A 13,504-nucleotide genomic window follows, 5' to 3' on the forward strand; every position below is an offset into this window, starting at 1 on the left:
TCTAGCCGGGAAAGGGTCAGGCCTGAACCGAACTCTCTTCCTTGTGGGCGGTGTGCAGCACTTCGATCAGGCAATCTTCCAGTTCGAAGCGTTCACGCAGTTGGCTGCCCAGCTTTTCCAGCGCTTCGGCGAAACGCTCGGTGTCGTTGCAGTCACCCTTGTGACAATGATCATTGAACGACAGCGCCATCTCGGTGCTCACGTCGATACGCGGGTTGATCTGCTTCACCAGTTCAAGGCCGCCATCGTCGCCAAAGGCCTTGGCCTCATTGACCAGATGCTCACTCACTTCGAAGTGCCAGGCAGAAACGTAATCGACAAGAATCTCGCAGAACCGACCGTTCAAGGACTTGTCGGCAAAAGCCGGTTTGGCATTTCGCAAGTCGTGGAACGACTTTACCAACTCTTCACGCTCTTGTAGCCAGCGGTCAATGAGCTTATGAACCCCACCCCAGCGTTCCTGAGCATTCTGACAACTATCTAACATGGCGATCTCTCTTCCCTAATGGGTCATGCCGTTCTACGCCTGCCCCCAAGACTCGGCACATCCGGTCTTGGTCAGGCAGAACAGCAACGAGCAACATAATTCCAATGATACGTGCGGGCCAGATTATGCCCGCGCGCCTATGGCTTCAAGGTACGCAGGAGATAAAGTTCATACAAGTGTTTAATCGCCCGCCAATACCCGGTGCGACGACTCGTCGCTGAGCGGTCGCTGACACGCGATCCAGACAAGGCGCAGCAATTGATACCCGCCCAGAATCATCATCGCAACGAAGAACAACAGGCTCCATTCCGGGATACTCAGGTCGAACAGCGTCCAGGAAATTTCCGCGCAGTCGGCGGTTCCCTTGAACAACCGTTGCACGGCACACAACCAGGGTGTACTGGCAAACAGATCAGTCAGGTTGGGCGAGCATGCCGAAAGCTGATGCACCGGATCGCTCTGCAACACAACCTGCCGCCACGCCGTGACGGTACCCGCCACACTGCATAGCAGACCCAGTAGCCAATACAGGAATGATCCCAAGCGACCAGGCCCCTGCACCGAAGCCGTCAGGCAGACACCCGTGAGCAGCGCCAGGCAAACCCGCTGCAACAGGCACAACCCGCAAGGCTTGAGGCCGACCGCATATTCCAGGTAATAGGAAACGCCCAAGGCCAGGGCACCTGCAATGAAAACCATGAAAAACAAGGAGCGTGAGCAGGCCAAAGACATGGCTTTTCCGTAACTGTAGAGACAAGCGGTTACGGTAGAGGAAAGCGCAACAGCCTTTCAAGGCAGGCCAGCACGGACACTTCACCAGAAGTGTAGGGAATTCCCGACAGAGTCGAGAGGATAAGATGTAGTCCGCTGTAGGACTTTGCCAGACAAGGACTACAACGCAAAAACAGTGGCAGACTCGGAGCGGTTGGATTGCCCTGACGAACGACTCCCCCCGTGGCAGCTCGCGCAGCCGGCGTTCGGCTGCGCAGCAGTCGTAATCGATTTAACACGACTCACCTGTTCCGACTGCGATGCCTGATTTACGACTGCTGCGCAGCCGAACGCAGCCTTCGGCAGCGGCTACAGGCCGGCATCAAGCATGAGCCGGCACCGGCAGCGGAGCCGACAGCAAGCGCTCGTCCAGCAGGCCCAAGCCCTCCTGGAACAACTGATTACTGCGTTCGGTGTCACCCAATTGCGCCAGCAACCGCGCCAGTTCGGCGCAGGCTTCAGGATTACGCTGTACACGCAGACTGTTTTCCAGATAGTCCCGGGCCTTGCCCCACAGACTGCTTTGCAGACACAAACGGCCCAACGTCAGCAACAGGCTCGGGTCGGCAGGATGATCCTTGAGCCAACCTTCAGCGGTGTGCAGCTGTCTGGCCGGATCGCTACCGCGAACCAGACCGTACAGGCGTGCCAGATGACTGTCGTATTTGCGCTTGAGAGCCGTACGCAGAACCTCTTCGGCTTCGACCTGCGCTCCCAGTTGCCGCAGTTGCTCGGCATAGGCCAGCACCAGTTGCGGTTCCTGCCGCTGAGCCGCGGTGAGCTGCTGCCAGGCACGAGCGAGCGATTGCAGACCGACCGTTCCGTCCTCTTCCCGGTGCGCCGCCAACGAAAGATTCTCACCCCAGGCGCGTTGCTCCAGTTCAGCCAGCTCGGCTGGCGGCAGCACCTTGTCCTTGCGTAACTCCGGTAGCAAGCGAATCACTGCCGACCAGTCTCCCCGCTGCTGATGCAGGCGTTGCAACTGGCGCAGGGTCTGGACGTTATGAGGATGACGCTCGTGCATGGCTTGCAGGGTGACCAGAGCGCCGTCGGTGTCGCCGCGGTCGGTCTGCAATTGGGCATGACTCAAGGCAATCGCCAGCTCGGCCTGGGGTTGTCGCTCCAAAGCGCGCTCCAGCAAGTTATCGCTTTCCTGGTAGAGACCTTGTTCGTTCGCTGCGCGGGCAGCACCCAGGTAGTAGAGCAGCGGCTGACGTTCGGCTTCTGCCGCGCGATACAGGTGACGCTGCGCACTGGCCCAGCGGCCCTCGGCCAAATCCAGCTGGCCGTGCTCGATCGCCACTTGCACCCGTCGACTGCGATTGCGCCGCGACCATGGGTTGACCACCCCACCGGAAGTCGTCACCAGTTCGACCAGCGCCTTGATGCCCCAGAACACCAGCCACAGCACGGCCACCAAGGCCAGGGTTGCCCACAGGCTCGATTCGTAACGGAAGCTCTTGTAGGCGATCAGCACATAGCCGGAATGCTCGGCAATCGCCAGCCCCAACGCGGCGGCGGCAGCGATGACCACGAACACGATCACATAGAGACGCTTCATGGTGTGGCCTCCTGCGCAGTGTTCGCGGCAGGTTTGGCTAGAGGTTTCACTGAGTCCTCGGCGTTGACGTTGCGTCGCTCAAGGTAAGCCTGGACGGCGCTCAACGTGCCTGTCAGATCCGGCGTGACCACCGTGACTGGCTGTTTGCTCAACTCGGCCACCTGCTCCAGCATGATCTTGCTCTGAGGGTTGTCCGGGTTGAAGTTACCCTTGAGCACGTCCCGCGCTTCGGTCAGCGCCTGAGTGTAAACCGCAGCCTGACCGTTGAGCGCGGCCCACTGCGCCTGTTCCAGCGCCAGGCTCAGGGCCAGACGCACCTGGCTCAGGCTCTGCCCTGCCAGCAATGGACGGACATTCTTGTCGGCGTTGAAATCGATTCGGATGTAACGCGAGATCTGATCCCACCATTGCGCCCAGCGACTGGCGCCGTCGCCATCGGCCGTCAGGCCCAGCAGGGATTCGCCACGGTCCTTGTACTCGGGCGCCAGTTCGGTGAGGCTGATCACTTGATCGCGCAAGGCACCCAGTCGCAGGAACAACCCGGTGCGATCCGGCTGTTCAGTACTGCGCAGGGCCACCAGGGTTTTGGCCACTTGCTCGCGAGCGGCAAAAGCCCCCGGGTCATTCTGTTCACGGAGTATCTCATCGGCACCCTGCACCAGGGCCTGGGCACTGCTGATGTCCTGCAAGGCCGACAGACGCAGGCTGGCCAGTCGCAGCAAATGCTCAGCCTCGGCCAGACGCCAATCCTTGCGGCTGGCACCGAGGACGGTTTCCAGGCGTTGATTCAAACGCTGTTGATCGCCCTGAAGTTGAGTGACCAGGCGACTGCGCGCATCGAGCTCTTCAGCGGCAGGCATTTGTTCGAGGCGAGCGGTCAGACGCTGCTCGTTGAGCTTCAGGCTCTGCGCCTGATCGTTCAACGCCTGTACCTGACTCAACTGTTGCAGGTTATTGGCTTGCAGGTGACGCACCTGCCAGACTCCCCAACCGCCTACGGCAACACCGGCAGCGCCCAACAGCAGCGCGACGATTGCCAGCCCATTGCCTCGGCGCGGCTCAGTAGCAGGTGGCCCGGTTACAACCGGTGCTTCTACCGGCGCATCGAGCACCGGCTGGACGTCATCTTTAGGCAAGGCTGTTTTGCTCACGTATCCATCCTTTGCATTAGAAAACGGGTACGGGGTGCTCCCGTAACGCCGTCAGCAAGGCCGCGGCACTGGCGCCACGACAATCCACAACTGTTTGGGCCCCGGCGGCGCGTGCCAGCTCGGCGACCCTGGGGCTTGGAACAAACAACGGCAACCGCGCCATGATCGGCCAGGCATCGCCAGCCAATCGGTGCAGGTGCTCAAAACCCTGTCCACTGCTGACCACCAGCCCGTTCAAGCGTTCCGCCTCGATCCGCTCAGGCAACGCTGCCGGTGGGTACTGCGGCAAGCCGCGTCGGTACAACTCCAGATACTCGACACTAGCACCAAGCTCGCGCAAACGCTCAGCCAGCAACTCGCGCCCACCCTCCCCACGCACGATCAACACCCGTGGCTCGGGACGGGCGATAGCCTCGCGCAACCGTGGAAGTTCAAGCAAGGCTTCGCTGTCATCACCGTCGGCCGGGAAGCTCACATCCAGCCCGTTAGCTTCGAGGATCTGTGCCGTCGCCGCGCCGACGCTGAACCACGTCAGAACCGGTGGTTGCGGCCAATGCTGGTGGAGCAGCTCGACAGCGATTCTGGCGGCCGGCTTGCTGACCACGATCACCGCGCAATAGTGATCCAGGTCCTGAATCACTGCGCGCATTGTGGCAGAGGCCGGCATCGGCTCGATGTCCAAAAGCGGCAAGCTGCTACTGAAAACCCCCGCGTCAGCCAACACACGGGCAAGCACCGCTGATTCATCCGCAGGGCGCGTCAGCAGCAGGCGCCAGCCAGTCACTCGTGCCCAGCCTCGCCATAGACTGCTTTGAGAATGGCGTCGGCGCCCTGACTCAGCAGGTCTTCGGCCACTTGCACGCCCAGGGCCTCGGCCTCGCTGCGTGGCGCTCGGGCCTCGGCGCAGAGCAGCAGGCCGCCGTTCGGATCGCCCACCAAGCCACGCAACCAGATCTGCTCGTCTTCAAGCACGGCGTAGCAGGCAATCGGCACCTGGCAGCCGCCATTCAGATGTTTGTTGAGGGCACGTTCAGCGGTCACGCGGATGGCCGTATCCTGATGATGCAGCGGCGCAAGCAGTGCATGAATCTCAGTGTCGGCGCTACGGCACTCGATACCGACCGCGCCCTGGCCACCGGCTGGCAGGCTGTCATCGACACTGATGGCCGAGGTGATGCGGTGTTCGAAGCCCAAACGAATCAAACCCGCCGCGGCGAGGATGATGGCGTCGTATTCGCCGGCATCGAGCTTTGCCAGGCGCGTGTTGACGTTGCCACGCAGGAAGCGGATTTCCAGATCCGGGCGACGGGTCAACAACTGAGCCTGGCGGCGCAGGCTGGAGGTGCCGACGATGCTGCCTGGCGGCAACTCATCCAGGCTGGCGAAGGTATTGGAGACAAATGCATCGCGCGGGTCTTCGCGCTCGCAGATGCAGAACAGACCGAGGCCTTCGGGGAAGTCCATCGGCACGTCTTTCATGGAGTGCACGGCGATGTCGGCTTCGTTTTCCAGCAGCGCGGTTTCCAGCTCCTTGACGAACAGGCCCTTGCCGCCGATTTTCGACAGGGGCGAATCGAGCAGCTTGTCGCCGCGACTGACCATGGGCACCAGTGTCACGAGCAGGCCCGGATGGGCCTGTTCCAGACGAGCCTTGACGTATTCGGCCTGCCATAGGGCCAGAGCACTTTTGCGGGTGGCGATGCGGATTTCGCGAGAGGACATGGATCAATCCGTACTGAATAGATACGGCGGATAATAACAGCTCAGCCAAATCCACTTTGACTTGTATCAGAAACTGCATGGCCTCCCTGGCCCTCAAGGTCCTAAAACAGGATAGAAATCCGCCCTGAATGGCGGATTAAAGCTGCTGCATCATTTTGCGCACACCGGCCACATGGCGTCGGCTGACGATCAGGGCGTCGCCGTTCAGGCCTTTGAGAAACAGCTGGAAATGCCCCAGGGGGGTGCGTTGCAGCCGTTCAATGCGTTCGCGGGCGACCAGTGCGTTGCGGTGGATCCGCACGAAACGGTCGCCAAATTCGTCTTCGAGGGCCTTGAGTGGCTCATCCAGCAGCACTTCGCCACCTTCATGGCGCAAGGTCACGTACTTGTGGTCGGCAATAAAGTAGACCACCTGGCCCAACGGGATCAGTTCAATACCTTTACGGGTGCGAGCGCTGATATGGCTGCGTGGGCCGCTGCCGGTTTCGGCGGCGGGACGAGTCAAGGCTGCGAGCTGGACGCGATTGGGGCGTTCGGCTTTTTTCAATGCTTCATGTAGCTGTTCTGTGCGCACGGGCTTCACCAGATAGCCCACGGCGCTGGCCTGTAGGGCTTCCACGGCAAATTCATCGGGCCCTGTGCAAAACACCACGGCGGGCGGGGTTTCGCGTTCGCACAATCGTGCCGCCACTTGCAGGCCATCGAGGCCCGGCATGCGAATATCGAGCAGAACGATATCCGGCTTGTGGCTGTCGATCAGTGCCAACGCCTCTTCGCCATTCGTGGCGCTGGGCTCCAGGACGTTGTATCCCTCGAGTTCGCCGACCATTCGGCTCAGGCGCTCGCGGGCCAGGGGTTCGTCATCAACGATCAGGACATTCATATTGCGCTGGATTCCTGCGTGAGTCTCGCACAAAGATAGCGTAGACAGGTGAAGTGACGTCCGTCACCGCGATCCACGCTAAGACTAGCGCGAGGGCCAAAAAGTGCCGCGAGACCGGCGGCTAAATTTTCATCTGCCGGGTGACTGACGGCCCAGGCCCGCGTTGGCGAGGCATCGCCATAGGGTTTGCTGATACACAATATGAACACCCCTCTTCTCTCTATAGTCAGCTGCAGCATCGAGAAGTGCGCTGATCCTACTGTCCAACTGTAGACGGTTGCCGCGACGATATTGCTCAAATGAGAAATATCGTTGCGCAATTTGCGCATCGCTGGCTTCGAGTATGGATCGCCCCATGAGAAAAAAACGTATCGACCAGTGTCAGCGACAGGATTGGCAACCCTGTTATTATCCGCGTCAGCGTTCCACGCCATCTTTCTTCAAGCCGATACGAGCGAATTCATGAGCACTGACAAGACCAATCAGTCCTGGGGCGGCCGCTTCAGTGAACCCGTCGACGCCTTCGTTGCCCGCTTCACCGCCTCCGTCACCTTCGACCAGCGCCTGTATCGCCACGACATCATGGGCTCGATCGCCCACGCCACGATGCTGGCCAAGGTCGGCGTGCTGACCGATGCCGAGCGCGACAGCATCATCGATGGCCTGAAGACCATCCAGGGTGAAATCGAGGCCGGCCAGTTCGACTGGCGCATCGACCTCGAAGACGTGCACATGAACATCGAGGCGCGCCTGACCGACCGCATCGGCGTGACCGGTAAAAAGCTGCACACCGGCCGTAGCCGCAACGACCAGGTCGCCACCGACATTCGTCTGTGGCTGCGTGACGAGATCGACCTGATCCTGGCCGAGATCACCCGCCTGCAAAAAGGCTTGCTGGAGCAGGCCGAGCGCGAAGCCGGCAGCATCATGCCGGGCTTCACTCACCTGCAAACCGCGCAGCCGGTGACCTTCGGGCACCACATGCTGGCCTGGTTCGAAATGCTCAGCCGCGACTACGAACGCCTGGTGGACTGCCGCAAGCGTACCAACCGCATGCCGCTGGGCAGCGCTGCACTGGCTGGCACCACTTACCCGATCGACCGCGAGTACACCGCACAGTTGCTGGGCTTCGACGCTGTTGGCGGCAACTCCCTGGACAACGTGTCCGATCGCGACTTCGCCATCGAGTTCTGCTCGGCCGCGAGCATCGCGATGATGCACTTGTCGCGGTTCTCCGAAGAGCTGGTGCTGTGGACCAGTGCGCAGTTCCAGTTCATCGATCTGCCGGACCGTTTCTGCACCGGCAGCTCGATCATGCCGCAAAAGAAAAACCCGGACGTGCCGGAGCTGGTTCGCGGCAAGACTGGCCGGGTGTTCGGCGCGCTGATGGGCCTGCTGACCCTGATGAAAGGCCAGCCGTTGGCTTACAACAAGGACAACCAGGAAGACAAGGAACCGCTGTTCGACGCCGCCGACACCCTGCGCGACTCGCTGCGGGCCTTTGCCGACATGATCCCGGCGATCAAGCCCAAGCACGCGATGATGCGCGAAGCGGCCCTGCGCGGTTTCTCGACCGCCACCGACCTGGCCGACTACCTGGTACGCCGCGGCTTGCCGTTCCGTGATTGCCACGAGATCGTTGGCCACGCGGTGAAATATGGCGTGGACAGCGGCAAGGACCTGGCGGAAATGAGCCTGGAAGAACTGCGCAAGTTCAGCGACCAGATCGAGCAGGACGTGTTTGCCGTGCTGACCCTGGAAGGTTCGGTGAATGCCCGTGACCATATCGGCGGAACCGCGCCGGCACAGGTCAAGGCTGCCGTGGCTCGCGGTCAGGCATTGCTCGCCAGCCGTTAAAAGCTTCGCGGGCAAGTCGGATTGCCGCACCGCTCGCGCCTACAGGGGACCGTGCTCCCTCAGGCGCGAGACTTGCCCGCGAAGGCATTCTCAAGATCGTTACACAATCTATTTCTTCGACGCGATCATCGCCAGAAACGCGGGCATTGATGCGTCCTTGTCTGCCGCAATTCGCTGCACGTTCGGATTCTGCCCCAGACGCTCCAGCAGCGCCTTGGCCGCCGGCATCTCAGCCAACGGATCGATATCGAACAGCTTCTGCGCCACGGCACAAGCCATCGGCACGCTGTACAGGAAATACAAATCCGCAATGCTGAGACGGTCGCCCGCCACGTAAGGGGCGAACTTGCCGTGCCTGCCCAGTGAGGCGAACCCCAGCAGCAACTCGGCCTTGGTCTTGTCCTTGATCGCTTCCGGCACTGACATGCCGAAAAACGCTTCGGGGTAGCAGGCGCGCGCCGGCAGTTCGATGTACAACTCGATTTCCTTGGCCAAAGCCAGCGCCTGCGCTCGCTCGAAAGGCTCGCTCGGCAGCAGCGGTGTGCCTTTCTGGCTCTGCTCGAGATACTCGAGAATCACGCTGGTTTCGTTGACGAAACCTTGCTCGACGCCCAGTACCGGAACCTTGCCGCGCGGGCTGATAGCCAGCGCCTCGGGGCTGGTGCCTGGGTAAAACGGCACTTCTTCAAACGACAGTCCCTTCTCCAGCAACGCCAGCTTGACCATGTTGTAATAGTTGCTGACGCAAAATCCATAAAGCTTGAGCATTACATAGCCTCCAGGCCGTGCAGGGGGTTGGCAGCGCCAGTTATAGAACGCCCAGGCACTTCTTGCCAGCAGCATCACAATGCTGAATGCAGGTAAACTGGCCGCCTTTCCTTGAGGAGCCTGCCATGAGCGAGCCAAACGACATCGACAACGACGAAGAAGAATTCGCCGAAACGACGCTGATCGAAGCAATCGAAAACCAGATCGAAAGCGACAACCCGCCAGCGGCCAAGGCAACCTTCAACAAGCTGACCCTGGTGGGTTACGAACGTGAAGAAATCCTCAACCTGATGGCCCATGTGCTGGCCTACGAGATCGACGCCATGCTCGATGAGGACCGTGCATTCGACACCGAATGGTATGAAACGGCGCTGCGCGCACTGCCAGAGTTGCCGCCGGAAAAGCAATAACCCCGCCCCCCCTGTAGGAGCGCGCTCGCTCCTACAGAAACCACCCCCGCTGTCCGTATCACCCTCCGGGGAATGCCTCTCGGGGAGAAAAACCCTGTTGCCAGCACTGGACATGCCTCACCGACGGGTTCACCTTAGGGGCGCTATCGTCTAATTCCTAGAAAGTCTGGAGTCCTTATGTCGCTTACCCCTGAGTTGGTTGCCGAACTGGAAATCCTCGCACTCTTCAACCTGGACAGTTCCCAGGAAGGTTTGAAAATTCATCAGACCGCTGCCCCGAAAGCCATTGCCGCCGCACAAAGACTGTTCGACAAAGAATTGATCACCCAGCCCGATGGCGGTTACCTGACCAGCCTGGGGCGTGACGCCGCACAAAACGTGCAAACCGTTCTCACCATTCTGTCCGTGCGGGAAACAGCCTGAGCATCACTGCATAGCCCACGGAAAGCTCTGTCACGGGATTTCCGCGGGCACACTTGATGACTGGCCCTGTTACCTGCCGTCGCCAAACGATAGAAATCTGACGCCAGGAAAACAAAATCAGCTTAAAAGTCCCGGGGCCGAGGCGCTAAACTGCCCCTCACCCTGAGCCCTCCCACGTCCGAGCCCCGCGAGCCGGATTGAGCTGACATGACCCGCACCCATGAAATCCGCCCCGATCTGGACGAGGGAATCGATCGCAAGGTTCTCAGCCAGCTGCGCGCCCGTTTTCTGAAGCTCAACGAGGGTCGCATGGCCCGTGCCATGGAAGGGTTGTCGACCCGCCAGCAAACGGTGCTGACCCTGCTGCCGCTGTTTTTCCACGTCAATCATCCGCTGTTGCCGGGTTACGTTTCGGGTAGCACCCCGGCCGGCCTGTCGAATTACGAACCCGACATCAACACCCTCGCCGAAGCCCAACGCCTGACCCGCTCGTTTTCCTACAAGCCGCGCCACGGCAGCAATCCGCCGCGCCCCATTCACGGCCTGTTCCTGATGGGCAGCCTCGGCACCCTGGCCCAGGCCGATCAGAGCGACATGGACGTGTGGGTCTGTCATGGGCCGGACCTGAGCGAAAGCGAGCTCGCTGAACTGCGCAAGAAATGCCAGTTGCTGGAAGTCTGGGCCGCCAGCCAGGGCGCCGAGGCGCACTTTTTCCTGATCGACCCGGCCCGCTTCGTGCTTGGCGAGCGCGATACGCAGTTGAGCTCGGAAGACTGTGGCACCACCCAGCACTATCTGCTGCTGGACGAGTTCTATCGAACCGCGATCTGGCTGGCCGGACGCACCCCCATCTGGTGGCTGGTGCCGGTCTACGAAGAGGTTGCGTACGACCGTTACACCCACACGTTGCTTTCCAAACGCTTCATCCGTGCCGACGAAACACTGGACCTGGGGCATCTGGCGCACATCCCGCCCGGGGAATTCATCGGTGCCGGGCTCTGGCAGTTGTTCAAAGGCATCGAATCGCCCTACAAATCAGTGCTAAAACTGCTGCTGACCGAGGTCTACGCCAGTGAACACCCGAAAGTCCACTGCCTGAGCCTGCGTTTCAAACAGGCGGTGTTTGCCAATCGACTGGACCTCGATGAACTGGACCCGTACATGGTGGTTTACCGGCGCATCGAGGAATACCTCACGGCTCGGGGCGAACCGGAGCGGCTCGAACTGGTACGCCGTGCGCTGTACCTGAAGGTCAATCGCAAGCTCACCGGCAGCAGCGGTCGCACCCAGAGCTGGCAGCGTTCGCTGCTCGAACGTCTGGCCCACGAATGGCATTGGGATCAGCGTCAGTTGGCGTTGCTCGACAGCCGCAGCCAGTGGAAAGTCCGCCAGGTCAGCGCCGAGCGCCGTGCCTTGGTCGGCGAACTGAATTACAGCTACCGCTTCCTGACACAGTTTGCCCGTAACGAGCAGACCGTCAGCCTGATCAACAAGCGCGACCTCAATGTGCTGGGCCGGCGGTTGTACGCGGCCTTCGAGCGCAAGGCCGACAAGGTCGAATGCATCAACCCGGGCATCGCCCCCGATCTGGCCGAAGACACCCTGACGCTGGTGCAGGCCCCGAACAAGAGAGAGCCGGGGCAAACCCAATGGGGTTTGTACAACGGCAGCCTGACCGCTCATGAGTGGGAGCATTTCGCGCCGATCAAGCGCAGCCGCCAGTTACTCGAACTGCTCACCTGGTGTCACCGTAACGGCGTGATCGACAGCAGCACCCGCCTGGCCCTGCACCCCGGCACCAGCGACTTGAGCGAGTTCGAACTGTTCAACCTGCTCGGCAGCCTGCAGCAAAGCATCGCCCTGCCCCTGACCACCATCGCCGAAGAGCCTTTGCTGCGCGCCAGCGTGCCGAGCGAAGTACTGATTCTGGTGAACGTCGGCGTCGATCCGCTCAAGCACCATCGCGACATGAACATCCTGATGACCACCGAGCGCACCGATTCCCTGAGCTACGCCGGCGTGCGGGAAAATCTGGTGCTGACCCTGGATCAGGTCACGCTAAACAGCTGGAACGAGGTGCTGGTCAGCCGCTTTGACGGTCCCCATGCCCTGCTCGACTGCCTGCGCGATTACCTCAACAACCTGCCGGACGGGCCACAGCAGCCCAAGCTGCGGGTACGTTGCTTCTGCCACAACCGCGCGCAATTCATAGCCCGACGAGTCGAAGAAGTTCTCGATACCGCGCAAAACCTGCTGCTGAGCAAACTCAATCATCGTTACCTGATTCAGGTCCAGCAGCATTACCACGTGCTGGAGCTGGTGCCCGGCCAGGTCAATCACGTTGCCCTCGCCACGCTGCCGGCGCTGTTTGACTACCTCGGCGAAGAGCTGGCGAGCTACAGCCCGCTGCATCTGGACCCGATGGCACTGGAAGACCACGATCTGGCGCTGATCCTGCCCATGGGGCAACCCGACTGCGTTCAGGTGTTCTACCGGATCAACGAACACCAGGCCGATCTGTACGTGCTGGATGAATTCAATGCCCTGTGGCAGCAGCGTTTGCCTTATCACGACGAACAAAGCCTGCTGGTGCCGCTGCAACGTTTCCTGCAATCGATCCAGTACCGGCGCGACGCCTTGCTACCGATGGACGCCGCCCAGCCGCTGAGCCTGGAGACTTTGTATTACCAGTTATTGCCTTCAGGCACCGCGCGGGCGCGTCGGGTCGAAGCCCGACCGGCGCCGCAAACCCCGGTCAACAAACCGTTCTATGACGTGCAGGCGATCGTCGGCAAAGCCGCACCGGGACAGGTGCAAGTCACGTTGTATTGCAATCAGCGGGAATTTTCAGAGCTGGAACACGGCGACCAACTGTTCAGTGTGGTCGCCCGGGAAATCGTCGAGCAGCGCCGCGAGACCGAACGCTATCGCTGCTACATCACCGACCTGGACCTGTCGGGCCTGCTCGGTGATGGTCAGAGTTCAAGCAATTTGTATTTGCGCTACAAGGCCGACCTGGAGCGCGCATTGAACGAGGCGCTCGAGCAGGTCTGAGGGGTTCATTCCGGGAAAGCGCCGCCGTTTGCAGGCTGCGATTCAACTTCCAGCAGGGTCAGTTTGAGCGTCTTGCCACCCGGTGCCGGCCAGTCGATGTGCTGGCCAACCTTCAGGCCGAGCAACGCACTGCCCACCGGCGCCAGAATGGAAATCCTGCCTTCGTCAGCGTTGGCATCCTTGGGGTAAACCAGAGTCAGGTGGTAGTCCTTGCCACTGCTCTCTTCGCGGCAGTGCACACGGGAATTCATGGTCACGACATCGGCCGGCACCTCTTCGTGACCGACCAGGGTATCGGCGCGATCCAGTTCGGTTTGCAGCGCGATAACGCCCGGCAGCGAGTCATCCAGGCTGTCGATCAGGCGCTCCAGACGTTGCACGTCCAGACGGGTAAGGGTGATGGAAGGTGCGGTCATG

General features: G+C 60.7%; 13 protein-coding genes. 4 read left to right on the top strand and 9 right to left on the bottom strand.

What is annotated here, in order from left to right; all coding sequences use genetic code 11:
- Nucleotides 1–16: 16 nt before the first annotated feature.
- The 7 genes from AF70_RS17395 to AF70_RS17425 form a co-directional block, all read right to left on the bottom strand.
- Nucleotides 17–487, bottom strand: a complete 471-nt coding sequence (locus tag AF70_RS17395) for an Rsd/AlgQ family anti-sigma factor (RefSeq protein WP_019580509.1) — start codon at nucleotides 485–487, stop codon at nucleotides 17–19.
- Nucleotides 488–667: 180 nt separating this feature from the next.
- Nucleotides 668–1,219 (bottom strand): disulfide bond formation protein B, encoded by a 552-nt coding sequence (locus tag AF70_RS17400; RefSeq protein ID WP_019580508.1) that lies wholly within the window; start codon nucleotides 1,217–1,219, stop codon nucleotides 668–670.
- Between the two features lie 361 nt (nucleotides 1,220–1,580).
- Nucleotides 1,581–2,819, bottom strand: a complete 1,239-nt coding sequence (locus tag AF70_RS17405) for a heme biosynthesis protein HemY (RefSeq protein WP_018927545.1) — start codon at nucleotides 2,817–2,819, stop codon at nucleotides 1,581–1,583.
- Nucleotides 2,816–3,970 carry a uroporphyrinogen-III C-methyltransferase gene (locus AF70_RS17410; RefSeq protein WP_019580507.1) on the bottom strand — a complete coding sequence of 385 codons (1,155 nt, stop codon included), beginning with the start codon at nucleotides 3,968–3,970 and terminating at the stop codon, nucleotides 2,816–2,818. The genes AF70_RS17405 and AF70_RS17410 overlap by 4 nt, the downstream gene beginning before the upstream one ends.
- Nucleotides 3,971–3,986: 16 nt before the next feature.
- Nucleotides 3,987–4,754, bottom strand: coding sequence for a uroporphyrinogen-III synthase (locus tag AF70_RS17415; protein ID WP_019580506.1), 768 nt, complete (start codon nucleotides 4,752–4,754; stop codon nucleotides 3,987–3,989).
- Nucleotides 4,751–5,692, bottom strand: a complete 942-nt coding sequence (hemC, locus tag AF70_RS17420) for a hydroxymethylbilane synthase (RefSeq protein ID WP_028939136.1) — start codon at nucleotides 5,690–5,692, stop codon at nucleotides 4,751–4,753. The genes AF70_RS17415 and hemC overlap by 4 nt, the downstream gene beginning before the upstream one ends.
- Before the next feature lie 136 nt (nucleotides 5,693–5,828).
- Complete coding sequence (locus tag AF70_RS17425; RefSeq protein WP_007899317.1) at nucleotides 5,829–6,575, bottom strand: LytTR family DNA-binding domain-containing protein; 747 nt, start codon at nucleotides 6,573–6,575, stop codon at nucleotides 5,829–5,831.
- A 462-nt stretch (nucleotides 6,576–7,037) separates the two neighbouring features.
- On the opposite strand from AF70_RS17425, the gene argH reads away from it, so the two are divergent.
- On the top strand, nucleotides 7,038–8,432 hold the full coding sequence (argH, locus tag AF70_RS17430) for an argininosuccinate lyase (protein WP_019580504.1): 1,395 nt from the start codon (nucleotides 7,038–7,040) through the stop codon (nucleotides 8,430–8,432).
- Nucleotides 8,433–8,540: 108 nt separating this feature from the next.
- On the opposite strand, the gene AF70_RS17435 is transcribed toward argH, so the two are convergent.
- Nucleotides 8,541–9,200 (bottom strand): glutathione S-transferase family protein, encoded by a 660-nt coding sequence (locus AF70_RS17435; protein ID WP_019580503.1) that lies wholly within the window; start codon nucleotides 9,198–9,200, stop codon nucleotides 8,541–8,543.
- A gap of 125 nt (nucleotides 9,201–9,325) precedes the next feature.
- Here AF70_RS17435 and AF70_RS17440 point away from each other — a divergent pair, with 125 nt between their 5' ends.
- The 3 genes from AF70_RS17440 (at nucleotide 9,326) to AF70_RS17450 (ending at nucleotide 13,087) form a co-directional block, all read left to right on the top strand.
- Complete coding sequence (locus AF70_RS17440; protein ID WP_018927538.1) at nucleotides 9,326–9,610, top strand: hypothetical protein; 285 nt, start codon at nucleotides 9,326–9,328, stop codon at nucleotides 9,608–9,610.
- Between the two features lie 177 nt (nucleotides 9,611–9,787).
- A complete protein-coding gene (locus tag AF70_RS17445) occupies nucleotides 9,788–10,033 on the top strand; it encodes a TIGR02647 family protein (protein ID WP_007894898.1) in 246 nt (81 codons plus the stop codon).
- 207 nt (nucleotides 10,034–10,240) lie between these two features.
- Entirely contained in the window at nucleotides 10,241–13,087 is a 2,847-nt protein-coding gene (locus AF70_RS17450; RefSeq protein ID WP_028939137.1) for a class I adenylate cyclase, read from the top strand.
- A 5-nt stretch (nucleotides 13,088–13,092) separates the two neighbouring features.
- Here the strand turns inward: AF70_RS17450 and rnk are convergent, their stop codons facing one another.
- Nucleotides 13,093–13,503 carry a nucleoside diphosphate kinase regulator gene (rnk, locus tag AF70_RS17455; protein ID WP_028939138.1) on the bottom strand — a complete coding sequence of 137 codons (411 nt, stop codon included), beginning with the start codon at nucleotides 13,501–13,503 and terminating at the stop codon, nucleotides 13,093–13,095.
- Between the last annotated feature and the right edge of the window lies 1 nt (nucleotide 13,504).

This window comes from Pseudomonas sp. KD5 (assembly GCF_012932895.1).
In the GTDB taxonomy this organism is placed as follows: domain Bacteria; phylum Pseudomonadota; class Gammaproteobacteria; order Pseudomonadales; family Pseudomonadaceae; genus Aquipseudomonas.

Coding starts and splice junctions, on each gene's coding strand:
- AF70_RS17405 (WP_018927545.1), bottom strand. CDS start 2,819: ATGAAGCGTCTCTATGTGATCGTGTTCGTGGTCATCGCTGCCGCCGCC.
- AF70_RS17400 (WP_019580508.1), bottom strand. CDS start 1,219: ATGTCTTTGGCCTGCTCACGCTCCTTGTTTTTCATGGTTTTCATTGCA.
- AF70_RS17435 (WP_019580503.1), bottom strand. CDS start 9,200: ATGCTCAAGCTTTATGGATTTTGCGTCAGCAACTATTACAACATGGTC.
- AF70_RS17450 (WP_028939137.1), top strand. CDS start 10,241: ATGACCCGCACCCATGAAATCCGCCCCGATCTGGACGAGGGAATCGAT.
- AF70_RS17440 (WP_018927538.1), top strand. CDS start 9,326: ATGAGCGAGCCAAACGACATCGACAACGACGAAGAAGAATTCGCCGAA.
- AF70_RS17395 (WP_019580509.1), bottom strand. CDS start 487: ATGTTAGATAGTTGTCAGAATGCTCAGGAACGCTGGGGTGGGGTTCAT.
- hemC (WP_028939136.1), bottom strand. CDS start 5,692: ATGTCCTCTCGCGAAATCCGCATCGCCACCCGCAAAAGTGCTCTGGCC.
- AF70_RS17445 (WP_007894898.1), top strand. CDS start 9,788: ATGTCGCTTACCCCTGAGTTGGTTGCCGAACTGGAAATCCTCGCACTC.
- AF70_RS17425 (WP_007899317.1), bottom strand. CDS start 6,575: ATGAATGTCCTGATCGTTGATGACGAACCCCTGGCCCGCGAGCGCCTG.
- argH (WP_019580504.1), top strand. CDS start 7,038: ATGAGCACTGACAAGACCAATCAGTCCTGGGGCGGCCGCTTCAGTGAA.
- rnk (WP_028939138.1), bottom strand. CDS start 13,503: ATGACCGCACCTTCCATCACCCTTACCCGTCTGGACGTGCAACGTCTG.